This is a genomic window from Enterobacter sp. HK169 (assembly GCF_001719105.1).
Taxonomy (GTDB): domain Bacteria; phylum Pseudomonadota; class Gammaproteobacteria; order Enterobacterales; family Enterobacteriaceae; genus Enterobacter; species Enterobacter asburiae_B.
The window spans coordinates 523160-541901 of the sequence record NZ_CP017087.1 but is presented as its reverse complement, the minus strand read 5'-3'; the positions used below and the strand labels follow the sequence as shown (position 1 = coordinate 541901).

Below are 18742 nucleotides of genomic sequence, written 5' to 3'. Positions count from 1 at the left end.
GCCGTCCAGGCCTGCAGGTCCGCCGCCGGAACGCCGATCTGCCAGCTGCCGCTGGCGTTAACTGCGGTGACGTACTCCACATTGTTGATGGTGACGACAATCTGCGTGCCCGCGGCCAGATGGCTGCTGGAGCCGGTGACGCTCAGATCCTGCTGCTGTTCGATGGCGTTGATCACGTCATCGCCGGAAATGGTGTTCACGCGCAGGCCCGGCAGCTCCGCGTTGATGTTGATATCACGCTCGCCGGTGCCGGTATTGCCGTGCCCGTTGGTGACGGACGCGGTGAAGGTTAAATCCCCGTCGCCGAACGCCTGAAGATCCGCTGACGGGATTTTCACGCTCCAGGTCAGGTCGCTGCCAACCGTTGCGGTGTAGCTCTTGCCGCCTGCGGTGATGGAGACGGTATCGCCCGCCGCCGCGCCGGTGACGCGACCGCTGAGGGTTTGATCGACGCCCGCTTCGGCGTTATTGACCAGGTTGTCGCCCGCAAACGTATTGATAATGACCTGCGGAAGAACGGTATCCACCAGCAGATTCGCCTCGGCAGAACCGCTGTTACCCACGCTGTCGGTCCCGCTGACGCTGACGGTATAAAGCGTGTTCGCCAGATTCAGGACGTCGGACACCGGCACCTGGACCGCCCAGATACCGTTTTCGACGGTTGCCTGATAGCTGACGTTGTTCAGCGTCACGGTGACGGTGGAGCCGTCCGGCAGGTTGCTGGTGCCGGTCAGGCTCAGCGGCTGCATCGCCTCCTGGGCATTCAGGACGTTATCCTGGCTGATGGCGTCAATCGTAAATTCCGGCGGGTGTCCGCTCAGCGTAATGCCGTGCGTGGCGCTGCCGGTGTTGCCTGCCGCGTCAGTGACGGAAACCGAAAGCGTGTGGTTGCCTTCACCCAGCGCGCCCAGCACGGACGCCGGAACGCCCACGCTCCAGCTGCCGTCCGCCAGCACCACGCCGGTGAAGGTCTGGCCGCCAAGCGTCACGGTGACCACATCGCCCGCGGCGGCACCGCTCGCCAGGCCGGAAATAATGTGCGCCTGGCCCTGCTCGCTGATATTGAGGATATCGTCGCCCGCCACGGTATGGATGGTGACGATCGGCGCGGCGGTATCCACCGTGAAATCTGCCGTCACGGACGAGCCGTTGCCCGCTTTGTCGCTCACGTTAACCGTCAGGGTGTGATTACCCTCACTCAGCGCCTGCACGTCGTTCACATCAAGCGTGACGGACCAGGTGCCGTCGCTGCCCACCGTGGCGTTATAGTTTTTACCGTTCAGCGTGACCGTGACGATCTGACCGGCTTCCGCATTCGTTTTACCGGTCAGGGTCAGCGGCTGGCTGTGCTCAGCCGCATTAATGATGTTGTCCTGCGCGAGGGTATCGACAGAGAGGGTTGGCGCGGTGGTATCCACCCCAATCGTCTGGCTTCCGCTAACGGTGTTACCCGCCGCGTCTTTACCGCTCACGTAGACCGTCCAGGTACCGTCGCCCAGCGCCTGCGCGTCCGCCGCAGGCACGTTAACACTCCACGCGCCGTCTGCCCCGACTTCAGCCGCGTAGGTTTTGCCGTTCAGCGTCACGGTGAGTGCGGTACCCTGCGCCAGGTTTTTGCTGGCACCGGAAAGCGTAAAGCCCGCGGATTGCTCGCTGGCGTTCAGCACGTTATCGCCCGCCGTGGTGGCCAGCGTAATGGCGGCGTCGGCGGTAGAGACCGTCACGGTGATACTGCCCGCAGAGGTGGTTTTACTGCCGTCGATCTGCACGACTGACCAGGTGTGCTCCCCGTCCGTCTGGGTCGGTAATATTACCGTCCAGGTGCCGTCTTTACCGACCATGGCGCTGGCAATGGTGCTGCCGCTGCTGTCTTTGATCTGGATGGTCGCGCCCGGCTGACCGGTGCCGCTAAAGGTTGGGTTGCTGTCGTCCGTGATCTCGTTTGCGCTCAGCACGCCCTGCTTGTCACCCGCTTTATCCGACAGCAAGAAGGTCGGCGTGGCGCTTTCAACTTCTTTTGTATTATCAATGACTTTTGTTTTAGTTTCGCCGTCACCGCCGTTTGCCAGCAGTGCCCCAATGGCACCGCCGCCTAACGCAGCCCCCGCAATCCAGCCCCACGGCGCGTCGCTTAAAACACTTTCCTGCTCGAGGAAAGGTTGAATGCTGCTAATCGGTGTGGCCTGCGCGGTTAACTCGGTCACCGCAACGCCTGACGCTTCCCCGGCATCGGCAAAAGAAATATGCGTCAGTTCCTGACGGTCGTTGAACACCAGCTCTGACTGATTATGCGTTTCTGGATCTTCGACAAAATAGTTATTGCAGCGAATAACGCTGCCATCTTTCATATAAATGAGGAGATCTTTACCCTGGCGGACATAACGCGCCACATCCTGAGCAGAGCCCTGGATTTCAATCACGCTCGGCGATGAAATAGAAACCGACAGATTTCCTTCGCCGGTTAATTTCGTTTTCTCCGCCGTTTTGCGAATGATGACATCAACAACTTTCATGTTACTCATATTCTTCTCCTTGCAGGTGTACGGATTCCTGTGGATATGTCCACCAGACGGATGTAGCTATCCCTGGGAAAAAACACCCATTATTTTCAGTCTTACTTTGCGCAACACTGCGCGTCTTTTATTAACTCAAGTCGGGTAATTTTGCGGCAGCGTTTTTCTCTATTCCAATAAGCGGCATTAAATTATCAACAGCGGAAGCATAATTAATTGCCGAACTCCAGCCGTCATACTCGGCGATTATTTTCGCTGAGGTGGCCTGCCAGACATCCTGCTCAACGCTGAGCAGATCGTTAATGCTCCGCTTGCTCAGGGTGTATTCATTTTTATAAACATCGCGGGCCCGCAGCGCATTTTCCAGCTGTTGCTTCCCCGCCTCCATTCGTCCCCGCGCGCCGGTCCAGTCAGCCTGCGCGACGGAGGCTTTTTGCAGGACATCGAAACGCGCCTGATCGACCTGAGAGGAGGCCATGGCCCGTGCGCCTTCCGCCTGCCGAACGCGCGCGGAAACCGCGCCCCCCTGATACAGCGGCGCGTCGATATTGAGCTGTATCTGGTCGTCCCAGTAGGAACGGTTGTCCGATTCATAACGGGTGCGCCCCCCCTTCAGGCTTAGCGTAGGCCAGTGCTGGGACTTCGCCGTTTCCACGCCATACTGAGCCGAACGTTCCATGTTCTGCGCGGCCATCACCGCCGGTATCAGGGAATAATCGATGCGGTTGAGCGAGTCCGGCTCCACGGCAAGATTCGCGGGCACCGGCGAATAGGCCTCTGCCTGCATTCCGGTTAATACCGCAAGCCTGGCGCGCGCGCTGTTTAAGGCGGCGCGATACTGCGCGACCGTCGCCTGCATGCCGGCAATGCGCGTGCGGGTCTGAAGCTCATCGGAGGTCGAACTCACGCCCGCGTCTGCGCGAAGCTTTGCCAGCTGCTCGACGTTCTTGAGCGCCTGCACATTATCTTTTGCCGCCTGCAGCAGATCGGAATAGCGTTTGACCTCGACGTAGCTCAGCGCCGTTTTTTCCGCCACGTCCGAGAGCGTGCCCATCAGCTGGTAGCGGTAGCTATCGCGCTGGGCGGAGGACTGGCTGATGCTGTTATTGGTCTTGCCAAAATCGTACAGCAACTGCGTCAGGCTCAGCCCCCAGGCGGCTGAATTCTTCAGCGACCCGCTGGAATCGGTGGTCTGGCTGTGCCCCGTACTTCCGTTCAATGATATTTGCGGCATCCAGCCGCTGCGCGCTTCATCTATTTGTGCCTGGCCAATACCTAATTGCGCGGCCTGCTGGCTAATTGACGGATCGCGATCGATCGCAAAAAGAATACTTTCTTTTAAGGTTGTGGTTGCCACCGGGGCAATACCCACCTGATTACTATTGGCGAAAGCCGTATTTATGGCTAATGAAATGAATGCCAGTGCTGCTGTAAATCGGCGTAACATAGGCTTTCGTAATATCGTCATGTTATCTCCCTGACTCTGAGTGATACTCAAGCAAATACCCAAAAAGAGGTACAGATAATTAGACAAATATCTTATTTAGCTACCTTGCTGAATTTCAGGTAATACTCCCCATACCCATTTCCATCGGAGATGAGATCTGCCCGCATCTTATTTCAATTAAGAATTTACTTATTTCTTAAACTGGTTAGCAGCATAACAAAATGTGTTATACCCCACTACAGCCACAATGTTAATGTGGTGTTACAAGCAAGAAAAAATATGGGGTTTCTGGACAAAACTCTAAAAGTATCCTTTCAGATGAAACATATAAACTCTCTGTTATCTAAGGAAAATTCTTAATTCCCTCCGTGCACATTTTTGCGTTAATTTCAGCGCGAGTCAGACACAAAGATTTTCAAAGAAGTGTCAGTTTACGTAGCCAAAGGGATATATTTAAAATTAAAAACTATTAAAAAACTAATTAAAGCAATTAAAACCTGCATAATTTCAATTAAACAGCACTTAACACCACGCAATGGCGTTACGCTGGTTACATAACCCAAATCGTTAAATAAAACATAACAATAACATTGTGATTAACATTCAAAACAGCTTACTTATACCTGCTTAATAAAATTTTAATAATCACCTATCTGAATTATCACGCCGCCGCACATCGTCCTGAGGACATTCCCCTTCTCTCTGCGTCAAAATGCTGTATTATGCAAACTATTGCGACATTTTGCAGGAATGTACCCCATGCACAAAACCGCTCGTCAACGCTACGTCCTGGATATCCTCAGCGAGCAAGGCCAGGCAAGCATCACCGACCTGGCTGAAAAGCTGCAGGTTTCGGCGGATACCATCCGTCGGGATCTGACCGACCTGGAAAACCAGGGCCTTGCGCAGAAGAACCACGGCGGCGCCATCGCGCTCAACCTCTCCGCCATGAACCGTCAGGGCCGCAATACGCTGCTGCCGGAGACCAAACAGCGCCTGGGTAAACAGGTCGCACAGCAGGTTCCACCAGGCTCCACCCTGTTTCTGGATGCCGGAAGCACGGTGATGGCCGTCGCCACCTTTCTTCAGGGACCGCTCACCGTTATTACCCCCTCGCTGGATATCGCCCAGCATTTTAGCGACCGGGAAGACGTTGAGCTGATCCTGCTCGGCGGGAAATGGGACCACAAGCAGCGACTGTTTGCCGGCAGCGCCACGCTGTCTTTGCTGTCCCGTTATCGGGCAGATATCGCCATTCTTGGGGCGTGCGCCATTCATGCCGAGCTCGGTTTGAGCGCCGGTAAAGAAGCGGATGCCGAGGTGAAACGCGCGATGCTGGACGCAAGCCATGCGCACTGGATTGTCGCCGACCACCTGAAAATTAACCGCTGCGAGCCGTATCTGGTTTCCGGGCTATCCAGCATTCAACAACTCTTTTTAGATCGTCCCTGGCCTGAGCTTGGGGACCATAGCGCACTGCAGGTTACGGTATGCGCGAATTAACGTGGAGAAGGTCATGAGTAAAGTTCAAACAATCAACATTGCGCTGATCGGGTATGGATTTGTCGGTAAAACCTTCCATGCCCCGCTGATCCAGTCGGTGGACGGGATTAAGCTGGCCGTGGTCTCTTCTCGTGATGAAGAGAAGGTTAAACGCGATCTGCCGGACGTACAGGTGGTGGCGACACCGGAAGAGGCCATTCAGCATCCTGATATCGATCTGGTGGTGATTGCCTCCCCCAACGCCACGCACGCCCCGCTGGCGACGCTGGCCCTGAACTCGGGGAAACACGTGGTCGTGGACAAGCCTTTTACCCTCGATATGCAGGAAGCCCGCGACCTCATTGCGCTGGCGGATGAAAAGCAGCTGCTGCTCTCCGTCTTCCACAACCGCCGCTGGGACAGCGATTTCCTCGGCATTAAGCAGATTATTGAGCAAGGCACGCTCGGCAAGGTTAAACACCTGGAATCGCACATCGACCGCTTCCGCCCGGAAGTGCGCGTGCGCTGGCGCGAGCAGAACGTCCCCGGGAGCGGTCTGTGGTTTGATCTGGGCCCTCACCTGATTGACCAGACGCTTCAGCTCTTTGGCCTGCCGGAGTCGGTTCAGGGGAATATCGCGACGCTGCGCGACGGCGCAGAAATTAACGACTGGGCGCACGTGGTCTTAAACTACCCGGAGCATAAGGTCATTCTGCACGCCAGCATGCTGGTTGCTGGCGGTACGGCGCGCTTTAGCGTCCACGGGGACAAGGGCAGCGTGGTGAAAGCCAGAATTGACCAGCAGGAAGCGCAGCTGCTCGCAGGGGTGATCCCCGGCAGTGAAACCTGGGGCGAAGACGACGACAGCATGGTGTTCTTTGGGGCCGACGGCGCACCGCAGACGATCCCTACCCCGAAAGGCGATCAGCGCCAGTATTACGTCAACGTACGTGATGCGCTGCTCGGGAAAATCACCAATCCTGTCCACCCTGTTGAGGCACTGGCGGTCATGGCCGTGCTGGAAGCGGCGGTGAAGTCGTCGGAGACGGGATCAACGCAGGCGCTGGCGTTAACTGCCGAAGAGCGTGCGCTGCTGGGTTAAAAAATAAGCCGGGTGGCGCTGCGCTTACCCGGCCTACGATTCAGAGCCGTTTGTAGGCCCGTGCAAGCGAAGCGCCGCCGGGCAAGAAAGGCGACGACAATGTTTCAGCACTACTGACGCTTTTTCGGCATCATGCGCAGAAGAGTATTATCTTTCCAGAAATAGTGATGCATCAGCGCCGCCGCCGCGTGCAGGCCAATCACAAAGTAGCCCAGGTTCGCCAGCGTCTCGTGCCACTCTTTCAACATATCAACCAGGTCGAAATTGGACTCCGCCGCATGCGGCATCGCCAGGCCGAAAGCAAACCAGTCGCTGCCCCTGTTATACATCATCACAATGCCAATCAGCGGCAGCGCAATAAACAGCAGATACACCACCAGGTGCCCCAGATGGGACATCCCCGTCACCATCGCTTTTGGCTTTGGCTGAATCGGCGGCGCGCGGAATTTCAGGCGAACCAGCAGACGCGTCACCATCAGCACCAGGATACTGATACCGCACGAGACGTGGATCATATTGATCGCTGGACGCGCGGTGCGCGGGAAGAAACCTTTGAACTCCATGGCGCAGTAGGCGACGATGATTAACAGAAACACCAGCCAGTGGATGCCGATTTGCAGGCTTGTATATTTAGTGCGCATGTGATTTCCCGATTAAAAACAGTTACCGCGCCAACATAATCTCCTTTCCTTAAAAATTCATTAACTTTTCTGTATGGTTTTTCAAATACTTCCTCCCGCATGAAGCATCTTCAATTGCCGCCCTGCCAGTGATGGTCTAAGCCTGGATGAGTTCAAACTGTCGCATCGACACGTTTACAGGAGAACACCATGAGTAAAATTGGCATTAACGGCTTTGGACGCATTGGGCGCCTTGTACTGCGTCGCCTTCTTGAAACCCAGGACAGCAATACCGTCGTCGCCATCAACGACCTCACCTCACCGAAAGTGCTGGCCTACCTGCTCAGGCATGATTCCAACTACGGTGGCTTCCCGTGGAGCGTCGATTTCACCGAGGATGCGCTGATTGTCGACGGTAAAACCATTGCGGTGTACGCCGAAAAAGAGGCGAAGCACATTCCGTGGAAAGCCGCAGGCGTGGATATCGTCGTGGAGTGCACCGGCTTTTATACCTCTGAAGAGAAATCACGGGCGCACCTGGACGCCGGGGCGAAGAAAGTGCTGATCTCTGCGCCTGCGGGCGAGATGAAAACCATCGTCTACAGCGTGAATGACGACACCATTGACGCCAGTGACACCATTATTTCCGTCGCATCCTGCACCACCAACTGCCTCGCCCCGCTGGCAAAAGCCCTGAACGATGCGTTTGAAATAAAAGTGGGCACCATGACCACCATCCATGCCTATACCGGTACGCAGGCGCTGGTGGATGGCCCGCGCGGGAAAGACCTTCGCGCCTCGCGGGCGGCGGCAGAGAATATCATTCCCCACACCACCGGTGCGGCAAAGGCCATCGGTCTGGTGATCCCTGCGCTCAGCGGCAAGCTGAAGGGCCACGCGCAGCGCGTGCCGGTAAAGACGGGTTCAGTCACCGAGCTGGTGGCGATTCTGGGCAAGAAAGTGACCGTTGAGGAGATCAACGCCGCGCTGAAAAAGGCGACGCAGGGCAATAAATCGTTCGGGTATACCGACGAAGAGATTGTGTCGTCCGATGTGATTGGCTCGCATTATGGTTCGGTGTTTGACGCCACGCAGACGGAGGTGTCAGAAGCGGGAGAGCTGCAGCTGGTGAAAGCGGTAGCCTGGTATGACAACGAATATGGTTTCGTGACGCAGATGGTGCGGACGCTGGATAAGTTTGCGGCGCTGTGATTTTCCCCTCACCCTAACCCTCTCCCCAATGGGGCGAGGGAATGGTTCCGTGCTTAGATTATTTTACGCGCCCCCTTCAGAACCGGGTCCTGCTGTAACTGTTCCCATGCGGCAATCACAGCATCCGGGAATTCAACGTGCGCGATAAAATCCCGCCCGGCCGGACCATAGCCGTTAACGTCATCATACAAACGCGGCAGCTCCCCCAGAACCAGTGACAGGTAGCGGTCAACGGGCCACAGTCCGCTATTGCCCGCGCTAAACTCCACGCCCTCTTTGCCATTGTGCAGCGTTGGCGTAAACCCGGGATAGCTTATCCACTGCGGTGACACGGGCTCATCCCGACAAACGCGGGCAAACGTCGCCATCGTACGGCGCTGCATCGTCGGGTCCTGCACCACCAGCACCCGCCCGGTCGCTCGCTGATGCTGTTTCAGCATGTTCCAGCTAAAACGCGCGTTCTCACCGCAGTTGGTGGATTGATCCTCAATCCACCGGCGCGTCTCGGGGATCTGCCAGAACTCCCGCGCAATGTCGGCAAGAATGCTCGCTTCCGCCCGCCCTTCGACGGGCAAGGTGTGATAACGCGGATGACTGCCGATAGCGGCATATAAAAACGCGGTTGAATGACCAATACCGCCGCTAATCAGGAGCGGGATGTCTCTCTGCGTGGCAATACGGCAGGCCGCCTCAATGGTCGGGATCACCGCGTTTCCTGCCAGGATCACCGCATCGACGTCCGGGGGCTGGCGGCTGTCGCTCAGGTCGTCCTGCGCCAGCCATTCACCGACAGTATTGATGGCCGCCAGCGTGGCATCCGGCAGGATGGGAAAATGGGGCTGTTCCATGATGAACTCCTTCTCTCTATCCCTTCAGGGTAGCGACTTCAGGTTCTCAACACAACGGCGACATCGGGCCGCTCTTTTTCCTTAAACTTCCCTTCTACATTTGATTAACTTGCGTAAATCATATTCACTTGAATTATCATTTGCGGCAGACGTAGAATCGCTAGCCCGCTAATTATTCAATTATTTCTAAGGTAAACGACGTTATGCGCCTGCCCGAACGCGACCCTTATGCTCCTCGCGAGTGGCAGCCACATGAGAAACCCGCCCTGCTGGGTTCGCCTTCCACACCCGAGCACAGTACGCCAAAACGCATTGCCTACGGCGTCGTTGGCCTGCTGGTGTGCCTGACGGGGGCGCTGGGAAATGCGGTGGTGACCGCCAACCTGCAAAACCTGCAGGGGACCTTTGGGGCCTGGTCGACCGAAATCGCCTGGCTTCCCGCGGTCTACGTCATGACCAACATCTCTATCAACCTGCTGCTGGTCAAGTTCCGCCAGCAGTACGGTCTGCGCGCTTTCACGGAAGGTTTTCTGGTGCTGTACGTGCTGGTGACCTTTTTCCACCTGTTCGTTAACGATCTCAGCTCGGCGCTGATGGTGCGCGCCGCGCACGGGATGGTGGCCGCCGCGCTCAGCTCGCTGGGGATTTACTATCAGATCCAGGCCTGGCCTGCGAAGCACCGCCTGAAGGCGCTCACCATCGGGATTACCGGGTCGTCGCTCGCTATCCCACTTGCCCGCCTGTTTTCCACCGAACTGCTGCAGCTGGACGAATGGCGCGGGCTCTATTTCTTCGAGCTCGGGCTGGCGCTGATCTCCCTGGCCTGCGTAATCGCCTTAAAACTGCCGCCGGGCGACAGGCGCAAGGTTTTTGAGAAAAAAGACTTCATCACCTTCTTTTTAATGGCCCCCGGAATGGCCCTGCTCTGCGCCGTGCTCTCGTTGGGCCGCCTTTACTGGTGGTTCGAGGCGCCGTGGATCGGCTGGTCGCTGGCGCTATCGCTGGTGCTGATTGTGGCCGCCATCGTCTTTGAACATAACCGCGCCAACCCGCTGCTGAACACCCGCTGGCTGTCGAGCGGCAGCATCGTCCGTCTGGGGCTCATCATGCTGCTGATCCGTATCGTGCTGGCAGAGCAAAACACCGGGGTCATCGGCTGGCTGCAGTACGTGGGGTTACAGAACGAGCAGATGACCCACCTGGCGTGGTCCATTTTCGCCGGGATCGTCTGCGGGATTGTCACCAGTTGCCTCACGATTAAGCCGACCAAACTGGCGTGGCCGATTATCACCTCCCTGGCGCTGATGATTGTTGCCTCGCTGCTGGACAGCCAGTCCAACAACCTGACCCGGCCGGATCAGCTGATGCTAAGCCAGTTTCTGCTGGGCTTCGGCAGCGCCTTCTTCCTGGCGCCCGCCATGCTGGCCGCCATTGGCGGGGTGATCGCCGACCCGCGCAACCTGGTCAGCTTCTCGGTGATGTTCGGCATGAGTCAGAACCTCGGCGGCCTGCTGGGTTCCGCGATCCTCGGAACCTTCCAGACCTGGCGCGAGAAGTACCACTCCAGCCTGCTGGCGGACCAGCTCACCACGCTCAATCCGCTGGTCAACGAGCGTATCCAGATTTACACCCAGATGTACCGGAGCCTGATTGGCGACAGCTCGCTGCTGGGAACGCAGGCGATCACGCAGCTGCAAACGGTGACGACGCTTGAGGCGAATATTCTGGCTTACAACGATACTTATCTGCTGACGGCGGGCATCGCTGCCGCCACGCTGGTCTGGATTTTATGGCGCTTGCTGCGCCTGCGCATCACTGCCCGTATGGCGCTTAAGAACGCCACCGGCAACAAATAATTGAAATATTTCTGGAGAGTTTATGAGTCAGCAGGATGCCGCTAAAGAGCAGGCCAACACCCGCAAAAATGTGCGCATTGTTTCCGTTTTCACAGCCGCTGCCATCGGTATTGTCGGCGTGCTGGTGATCCTTTACGCGTGGCAGCTTCCGCCGTTCACCCGCCACGCGCAGTTTACCGACAACGCCTACGTGCGCGGTCAGACGACGTTCATCAGCCCCCAGGTGAATGGCTATATCACCGAGGTGAAGGTTCAGGACTTTGTGCAGGTTAAAAAAGGCGACCTGCTGCTGCAGATTGATGACCGTATCTATCGTCAGCGCGTGCATCAGGCCGAGGCACAGCTGGCGATGAAAATTGCCGCGCTTAATAACAACCTGCAGCAGCGTAAAAGCGCCGAAGCGACGATCGCCAAAAACGACGCGGCGCTGAAAAATGCCCGCGCCCAGAGCCTGAAAACCCAGGCGGATTTAAAGCGCGTGAAGGATTTGACGGCGGACGGCTCGCTTTCCATTCGCGAGCGCGACGCGGCGCTGGCCAGCGCGGCCCAGGGCAGCGCCGACATCGAGCAGGCTAAAGCCTTGCTTGAGATGTCGCGTCAGGATCTGCAGACGGTAATTGTGAACCGCGGCGCGCTGGAGGCGGATGTCGAAAACGCCAAAGCGGCGCTGGAGCTGGCGCAGATAGACCTGCAAAACACCCGCATCATCGCCCCGCGCGACGGCCAGCTCGGCCAGATTGCCGTGCGTCTCGGGGCGTACGTGACCGCCGGGACCCACCTCACCACGCTGGTTCCGCCGCAGCACTGGGTGATCGCCAATATCAAAGAGACGCAGCTCGCGGAGCTGCGCGTCGGCCAGCCGGTAAAATTCACCGTCGATGCGCTGAACGACAAAGCCTATCAGGGCCGCGTGGAGAGCATCTCGCCGGCAACCGGGGTTGAATTCAGCGCCATCACGCCGGACAACGCCACCGGCAACTTTGTCAAAATCGCCCAGCGTATTCCGGTGCGCATCGAGGTGCTCGGCAAGCCTGAGGAGTCCGCCCTGCTGCGCCCGGGCATGTCGGTGCAGGTGACGATTGATACGCGGGAGGGCAAACAATGACCCTTCGCCCGATAGCCGGTCTGGTGCTGGCGGTAATGCTCACCGGATGCCAGTCCGTCGACGTAAAACCGGCGCAGCCAACGCTGCAAATCCCTGCGCAGTGGCGCGCCGATTCCGGTCCTGCCAGCCCGGCGGAGCAGCTCTGGTGGCGCAATTTTCATGACAACAACCTCAACCGCTACGTGGATCGGGCGCTAAAGAACAACAGCGACGTGCTGATCGCCCGCGAACGGATTAACGAGTATCAGGCGCGGGTCTTTGCGGCCGACGGCAGCCTGTTTCCGTCGCTTGATGCGGGCGTAACGGGGACGCGCGCCCGTTCGCAATCCGCCGCGACCGGGCTGCCGGTCTACGGCACGCTGTACAGAGGTAGCCTGACGGCGAGCTACGATGTGGATATCTGGGGCGTCAACCGCAGCACAGCCAGTGCCGCCGAAGCCTCGCTGGAGGCGCAAAAAGCCGCCGCTGCCGCCGCGGATTTGACCGTCGCGTCCTCCGTTGCGTCCGGGTACGTCACCCTGCTCTCGCTTGACGAACAGCTGCGGGTGACCGAATCCACGCTGAAATCGCGCGAAGAGGCATTTAACCTCGCGAAACGTCAGTTTGAGACGGGCTACAGCTCGCGTCTGGAGCTGATGCAGTCGGATTCCGAACTCCGCTCGACGCGAGCGCAGGTTCCCGTGCTGCAGCATCAGATTGCACAGCAGGAGAACGCCCTCAGCCTGCTGCTGGGAAGCAATCCCGGCGCGGTAGCGCGCAGTGAAAGCTTTGAGGCGCTAACGCCGCTGAGGCTGCCGTCACAGCTGCCTTCTACGCTCCTGAACCGTCGCCCGGATATCGTTCAGGCCGAACGCCAGCTGGTTGCGGCCGACGCCTCGCTTGCCGCGTCGCGCGCGAGCCTGCTGCCGTCGATCAACCTGACCGCAACCGGATCGATACAGGATCGCACCCTGTCCGGCCTGCTGGACAACCCGCTTCAGCTCTGGAGCGTCGGGGGCAGTATTCTCGCCCCGCTGCTGAACCGCCAGGCGCTGAATGCGCAGGTGGATATTTCCCAGTCCCAGCGTAACCAGGCGCTGTACGCCTATGAAAAAACCGTGCGCAACGCGTTTGCCGAAGTGAACAACAGTCTTGATGCTATTACGCGCTATCAGGAACAGCTGACCGAGCTGCTTGCCCAGCAGGAGGTGGCGCAGGAGACGCTGCGCATTGCGCAGAACCGCAATCGCAACGGCTACTCCTCCTATCTGGACGTGCTGGACGCGCAGCGCACGCTGTACTCGGTTCAGACCAGCGTAGTGCAGGTGAAAAATAACCTGCTGCTGGCGCAGATCGATTTGTACAGGGCGCTGGGCGGCGGCTGGAAGAGCGCGTGAACCCCCTTGCGCGCTGATGCCCTCACCCCGACCCTCTCCCACAGGGAGAGGGAGAAAAACCCAAGGAGTCAATCTATGCATCAACAATGGTCTGCAGTAGATAATTACATGATTTCTTCGCTGATCCCTGACGATGACGTGCTTCATCAGGTGCTGGAAAACAACAAACGCGCCGGGCTACCCGAACACGATGTTGCGGCCAATCAGGGGCAACTGCTGGCGCTGTTCGTGCGCATGACCCAGGCAAGACGCATCCTTGAGATTGGTACGCTGGGCGCCTATAGCTCAATCTGGATGGCGCGAGCCCTGCCGCCGGACGGAAAGCTGATTACGCTCGAGGCTGACCCGACGCATGCCGATGTGGCCCGCCAGAATATTCACCTCGCGGGGCTGAACGAGCGCATTGAACTGATTGAAGGCCCGGCGCTGAGCTCACTGGAGAATTTCGGTGACGTTCCGCCGTTCGACCTGATCTTTATTGATGCCGATAAGCCGAACAATCCCGGCTATCTGGAGTGGGCGCTGCACTATTCACGTCCCGGCACGATAATCATTGGCGATAACGTGGTGCGCGATGGCGAAGTGATTAACGGGCAAAGCGACGACGCGCGCGTGCTGGGGGTGCGGCGTTTTATCGAAATGATTGGGGATAACCCGCGCCTAACCGCCACCGCGCTGCAAACGGTGGGGGTTAAGGGATGGGATGGGTTTACGCTGGCAATGGTGAACGGGTGAAAATTGTGCGGCCTGATGCCCTCACCCCGACCCTCTCCCACAGGGCTGAGGAATCCCCACAAAATAATGCCAGCACGGACGCCCCCTCTCCCTTGAGGGAGAGGGCTGGGGTGAGGGGGAACATACAGATCTGGTGGTCATTCCGTTCACTTTTATGTTCCTTGCTACTCTGTAACGACATGACCGGTGAACGTGCCAGGGTGGCTCAGTCGCCACCACCCTGGCGACCCGGGCTCCCGGCGGTAAATCGCCGCTTCGCGGTGCCCTCGGCTTATTCCTTCCGGCTTATCGGGTACGGGCGGAGGTAACGTCCCTGTAAAGCCCGCCCTCTCGGCGCATCCCTGCGCCTCGCCCCGGCCGGAAGGCAAACGCCTCAGCGATTTACAGCCGGACCAGGGCGTCGCTGTAAGTCTTCAAACTTTCTGAAACAATGTTATAGCTTCTGTTTAATCATTACTGGGGATTCCTCAGTCCACAGAGAGAGGGAGAAAACCGGGCAAGGGTTTTAAGCGGAAATCTGCTCCATCGCGTGCAGAATACGTTTATCCGAAATCGGATACGGCGTACCGAGCTGCTGGGCAAAGAAGCTGACGCGCAGCTCCTCGATCATCCAGCGGATCGCCTGCACGTCTTCATCGTCGCGGCGCGCCGGCGGCAGCTTGTTTAGCCACTGCTGCCACGCCTGCTGCACGCTCTCCACTTTCAGCATCTGCGCGCGATCGCGGTGCGGGTCGATAGCCATTTTTTCCAGACGTTTTTCAATCGCCTGCAGATAGCGCAGCGTATCGCCCAGACGCTTAAAGCCGTTGCCGGTGACGAAGCCGCGATAGACCAGCCCCGCCATCTGCGCCTTCACGTCCGACAGCCCCAGCGCCATGGTCATATCCACGCGCCCCTTCAGGCGCTTGTTGATATTGAACACGGCGGTGAGGATCTGCTCGACCTGTTTGGCTATCTCCACCACGGTGTCGTTCAGCTCTGCGCGCACCTTTTCATGAAGCTGAGCAAAGCCCTCTTCCGTCCAGACCGGACCGCCCGCCTCGTGGATCAGCTTGTCCACGCCGCAGGAGATGCAGTCGTCAATCAGATCCAGCACCTTGCCGTACGGGTTAAAGTACAGCCCGAGCTTAGCCTTGTTCGGCAGCTTCTCGTGCAGATACTTGATCGGCGACGGGATGTTGAGCAGCAGCAGGCGACGCAGCCCGCGCCACATCATCTGCTGCTGTTCCTGCGGATTATCAAACAGCTTGATCGCCACGCTGTCGCGCTCGTCCACCAGCGCCGGCCAGGCTTTGACCTTATAGTTACCGCGCTTCTGTTCGTAGCTTTCCGGAAGCTGACCAAAGCTCCAGATGTGCAGCCCGCTCTGCTCGATACCGTCGTCCGCCACCGCAGAAAGCGTCTCCTGAACTTTCCCTTTCAGCGACTCTTTCAGCTCGCTCAGCGAACGTCCTTCCAGCAGCTTTTTGTTTTTATCATCCACCACGCGGAAGCTGATTTTCAGGTGATCGGGCACCTGATCCCAGTTCCAGTCTTCGCGGTCGATGGTGGTGCCGGTCATGCGTCGGAACTCGCGCTCGAGCGCGTCCAGCAGCGGCAGCTCCAGCGGCGTGACGCGGCCTAAAAACGCTTCCGCATAGTTTGGCGCAGGCACAAAGTTGCGGCGCACCGGTTTCGGCAGGGATTTGATCAGCGCAATCACCAGCTCGCGGCGCAGGCCGGGAATTTGCCATTCAAAACCGCCCTCATCGACCTGGTTTAGCAGCGGCAGCGGAATATGAACGGTCACGCCGTCCGCGTCGGCACCCGGTTCAAACTGATACGTCAGACGCAGCTTGAGGTTGCCCTGATGCCAGAAGTTCGGGTAGTCGAGCTTGCTGACCGACTCCGCCCCCTCTTTAATCAGCATGCTCTTTTCAAAGTTGAGCAGGTCCGGCGTCTCTTTGCTGGCCTTCTTCCACCAGCTGTCGAAGTGGCGGGCGGAGATAACATCGTGGCTGATGCGCTGGTCGTAAAACTCAAACAGCGCCTCGTCGTCCACCAGAATGTCGCGGCGGCGGGACTTGTGCTCAAGCTCCTCCACTTCCGCGCGCAGCTTCAGGTTTTCGCGGAAGAAGGCGTGGCGCGTCTGCCAGTCACCCTCCACCAGCGCGTGACGGATAAACAGCTCGCGGCTGAGCGCCGGGTCAATCTGGCTGTAGTTGACCTTACGCGCGGCGACCACCGGCAGGCCGTAAACGGTCACTTTTTCGGTCGCCATTACCGCTCCCTGCGCGCGCTCCCAGTGCGGTTCGCTGTACGAGCGTTTCAGCAGGTGCTGCGCCACCGGCTCGACCCATTCCGGATCGATACGCGCGGCAATACGCCCCCACAGGCGGCTGGTTTCCACCAGCTCGGCGACCATGGTCCATTTCGGCGGCTTCTTGAACAGGCCGGAACCGGGGAAGATGGAGAAACGGGCGTTGCGCGCGCCGGTATATTCCTGCTTTTCCGCGTCCTTCATCCCAATGTGGGACAGCAGGCCGGTCAGCAGCGCGATATGAATCTCGCGGTACTCCGCCGGCTCGCTGTTGACCGGAATGCCCAGCTCTTTGACCACCTGGCGCAGCTGGGTGTAGATATCCTGCCACTCGCGCACGCGCAGGTAGTTGAGGAAATCCACGCGGCACTGGCGGCGGAACTGGTTCGAGGAGAGCGCTTTCTGCTGCTCGCCGAGATAGTTCCACAGGTTTACGAAGGCGAGGAAGTCGGACTCTTTGTCGTGGAAGCGACGGTGCTTTTCGTCAGACGCCTGCTGCTTGTCCATCGGACGCTCGCGCGGATCCTGAATGGAGAGCGCCGAGGTAATGATCATCGCCTCGCGCACGCAGCCGTGCTTTTGCGCTTCCAGCACCATACGGGCCAGACGCGGATCCACCGGCAGCTGGCTGAGCTGGCGGCCCAGCGGCGTTAGCTTGTAGACCGTCGCCTGCTCGTCGGTGGTGATCGCCCCGAGCTCTTCCAGCAGACGCACGCCGTCCTGAATGTTGCGTTTATCCGGCGCTTCGACGAACGGGAACGCCGCGATGTCGCCCAGCCCCAGCGCGGTCATCTGCAGGATAACGGACGCCAGGTTGGTGCGGAGAATTTCCGGGTCGGTAAACTCCGGACGCGACAGGAAATCATCTTCCGAATAGAGACGAATACAGATCCCTTCCGACACGCGGCCGCAGCGGCCCTTACGCTGGTTCGCGGACGCCTGGGAGACCGGCTCAATCGGCAGCCGCTGAACCTTCGTGCGGTAGCTGTAGCGGCTGATGCGCGCCGTGCCCGGGTCGATAACGTATTTGATCCCCGGCACGGTCAGCGAGGTTTCCGCCACGTTGGTCGCCAGAACGATGCGTCGCCCGCCGTGCGGCTGGAATACGCGGTTCTGCTCGCTGTTTGACAGGCGCGCGTAAAGCGGCAGGATCTCCGTGTGGCGCAGGTCGCGCTTGCTGAGCGCATCGGCGGTATCGCGGATTTCGCGCTCGCCGCTCATGAAGATCAGAATGTCGCCCGCGCTTTCGTTGCCCAGCTCGTCAACGGCGTCGAAGATGGCCTGCAGCTGGTCGCGCTCGGTATCGTCCGCCTCTTCCACAATCGGGCGATAGCGCACTTCCACCGGATACGTGCGTCCTGACACCTCGATAATCGGCGCATTGTTGAAATGCTTCGAGAAGCGCTCCGGGTCGATGGTCGCGGAGGTGATGATGATTTTCAGATCCGGGCGACGCGGCAGCAGCTCTTTCAGGTAGCCGAGCAGGAAGTCAATGTTCAGGCTGCGCTCGTGCGCTTCGTCAATGATGATGGTGTCGTACTGCATCAGCAGGCGATCCTGCTGGATTTCCGCCAGCAGAATACCGTCGGTCATCAGCTTGACCATGGTGTTATCGCTAACGTGGTCGCTGAATCGCACCTTGTAACCGATGCAGCCGCCCGGCTCCGTCTGCAGCTCTTCGGCAATACGGTTCGCCACGGTGCGCGCCGCCAGTCGACGCGGCTGGGTGTGGCCTATCAGCCCTTTTAGCCCGCGTCCCAGCTCCATACAGATTTTCGGCAGCTGGGTGGTTTTCCCCGAGCCGGTTTCCCCCGCAACAATCACCACCTGGTGGTCGCGGACGGCCTCAAGGATGTCCTGTTTTTTCTGGCTGACGGGCAGGTTTTCCGGGTAGGTAATTGCCGGACGTGCGGCTTCGCGCAGCACAACCTTCCCTGCCGCCTGTTCAATCTCTTTCGCCATCTCCTGGTAAATGGCCTGTTGTGCATCAGGATTTTTAACCTTCTTCACGCCGTGCAGACGGCGGGCAAAGCGCTGTTTATCGCGCAACATCAGAGAATCAAGCTGTTGCAGGAGCATCGGGAAGGTTAATTTTTGTTGTTCTGTCATAGCGTTAAAGGGCAGTACACGCCCTGATAAACTCTCTT

Annotated in this window: 11 protein-coding genes and 1 pseudogene; 7 read left to right on the top strand and 5 right to left on the bottom strand. The window is 58.4% G+C overall.

Annotated elements, in window-relative coordinates; genetic code table 11:
• Window positions 1-11 precede the first annotated feature (11 nt).
• A pseudogene (locus tag EnteroDNA1_RS22665) lies at window positions 12-2513 on the bottom strand (Ig-like domain-containing protein); the annotation flags it as partial.
• A 130-nt stretch (window positions 2514-2643) separates the two neighbouring features.
• Window positions 2644-3981, bottom strand: a complete 1338-nt coding sequence (locus tag EnteroDNA1_RS02705; protein WP_033145478.1) for a TolC family outer membrane protein — start codon at window positions 3979-3981, stop codon at window positions 2644-2646.
• A gap of 738 nt (window positions 3982-4719) precedes the next feature.
• Here EnteroDNA1_RS02705 and EnteroDNA1_RS02700 point away from each other — a divergent pair.
• Both EnteroDNA1_RS02700 and EnteroDNA1_RS02695 read left to right on the top strand, forming a co-directional pair.
• Complete coding sequence (locus EnteroDNA1_RS02700; protein WP_047061832.1) at window positions 4720-5463, top strand: DeoR/GlpR family DNA-binding transcription regulator; 744 nt, start codon at window positions 4720-4722, stop codon at window positions 5461-5463.
• Window positions 5464-5476: 13 nt separating this feature from the next.
• On the top strand, window positions 5477-6544 hold the full coding sequence (locus EnteroDNA1_RS02695; protein WP_039262552.1) for an oxidoreductase: 1068 nt from the start codon (window positions 5477-5479) through the stop codon (window positions 6542-6544).
• A 110-nt stretch (window positions 6545-6654) separates the two neighbouring features.
• On the opposite strand, the gene cybB is transcribed toward EnteroDNA1_RS02695, so the two are convergent.
• Entirely contained in the window at window positions 6655-7185 is a 531-nt protein-coding gene (gene cybB / locus EnteroDNA1_RS02690; RefSeq protein WP_069302796.1) for a cytochrome b561, read from the bottom strand.
• Between the two features lie 189 nt (window positions 7186-7374).
• Between cybB and gap the strand changes: the two genes are divergently transcribed.
• A complete protein-coding gene (gap, locus tag EnteroDNA1_RS02685) occupies window positions 7375-8376 on the top strand; it encodes a type I glyceraldehyde-3-phosphate dehydrogenase (protein ID WP_069302795.1) in 1002 nt (333 codons plus the stop codon).
• A gap of 53 nt (window positions 8377-8429) precedes the next feature.
• On the opposite strand, the gene EnteroDNA1_RS02680 is transcribed toward gap, so the two are convergent.
• The gene (locus EnteroDNA1_RS02680; protein ID WP_069302794.1) at window positions 8430-9224 is read right to left on the bottom strand and encodes a YdcF family protein; all 795 of its coding nucleotides are present in this window, start codon (window positions 9222-9224) and stop codon (window positions 8430-8432) included.
• A gap of 203 nt (window positions 9225-9427) precedes the next feature.
• On the opposite strand from EnteroDNA1_RS02680, the gene EnteroDNA1_RS02675 reads away from it, so the two are divergent.
• The 4 genes from EnteroDNA1_RS02675 to EnteroDNA1_RS02660 all read left to right on the top strand — a co-directional run bounded on the left by EnteroDNA1_RS02675 (window position 9428) and on the right by EnteroDNA1_RS02660 (window position 14296).
• On the top strand, window positions 9428-11080 hold the full coding sequence (locus EnteroDNA1_RS02675; RefSeq protein WP_069302793.1) for an MFS transporter: 1653 nt from the start codon (window positions 9428-9430) through the stop codon (window positions 11078-11080).
• 22 nt (window positions 11081-11102) lie between these two features.
• Window positions 11103-12185, top strand: coding sequence for an HlyD family secretion protein (locus EnteroDNA1_RS02670; protein ID WP_069302792.1), 1083 nt, complete (start codon window positions 11103-11105; stop codon window positions 12183-12185).
• The gene (locus EnteroDNA1_RS02665) at window positions 12182-13561 is read left to right on the top strand and encodes an efflux transporter outer membrane subunit (RefSeq protein ID WP_069302791.1); all 1380 of its coding nucleotides are present in this window, start codon (window positions 12182-12184) and stop codon (window positions 13559-13561) included. The genes EnteroDNA1_RS02670 and EnteroDNA1_RS02665 overlap by 4 nt, the downstream gene beginning before the upstream one ends.
• A 75-nt stretch (window positions 13562-13636) precedes the next feature.
• Complete coding sequence (locus EnteroDNA1_RS02660) at window positions 13637-14296, top strand: O-methyltransferase (protein ID WP_069302790.1); 660 nt, start codon at window positions 13637-13639, stop codon at window positions 14294-14296.
• Between the two features lie 505 nt (window positions 14297-14801).
• Here EnteroDNA1_RS02660 and hrpA read toward each other — a convergent pair.
• Window positions 14802-18704, bottom strand: a complete 3903-nt coding sequence (gene hrpA / locus EnteroDNA1_RS02655; protein ID WP_069302789.1) for an ATP-dependent RNA helicase HrpA — start codon at window positions 18702-18704, stop codon at window positions 14802-14804.
• Window positions 18705-18742: the final 38 nt, after the last annotated feature.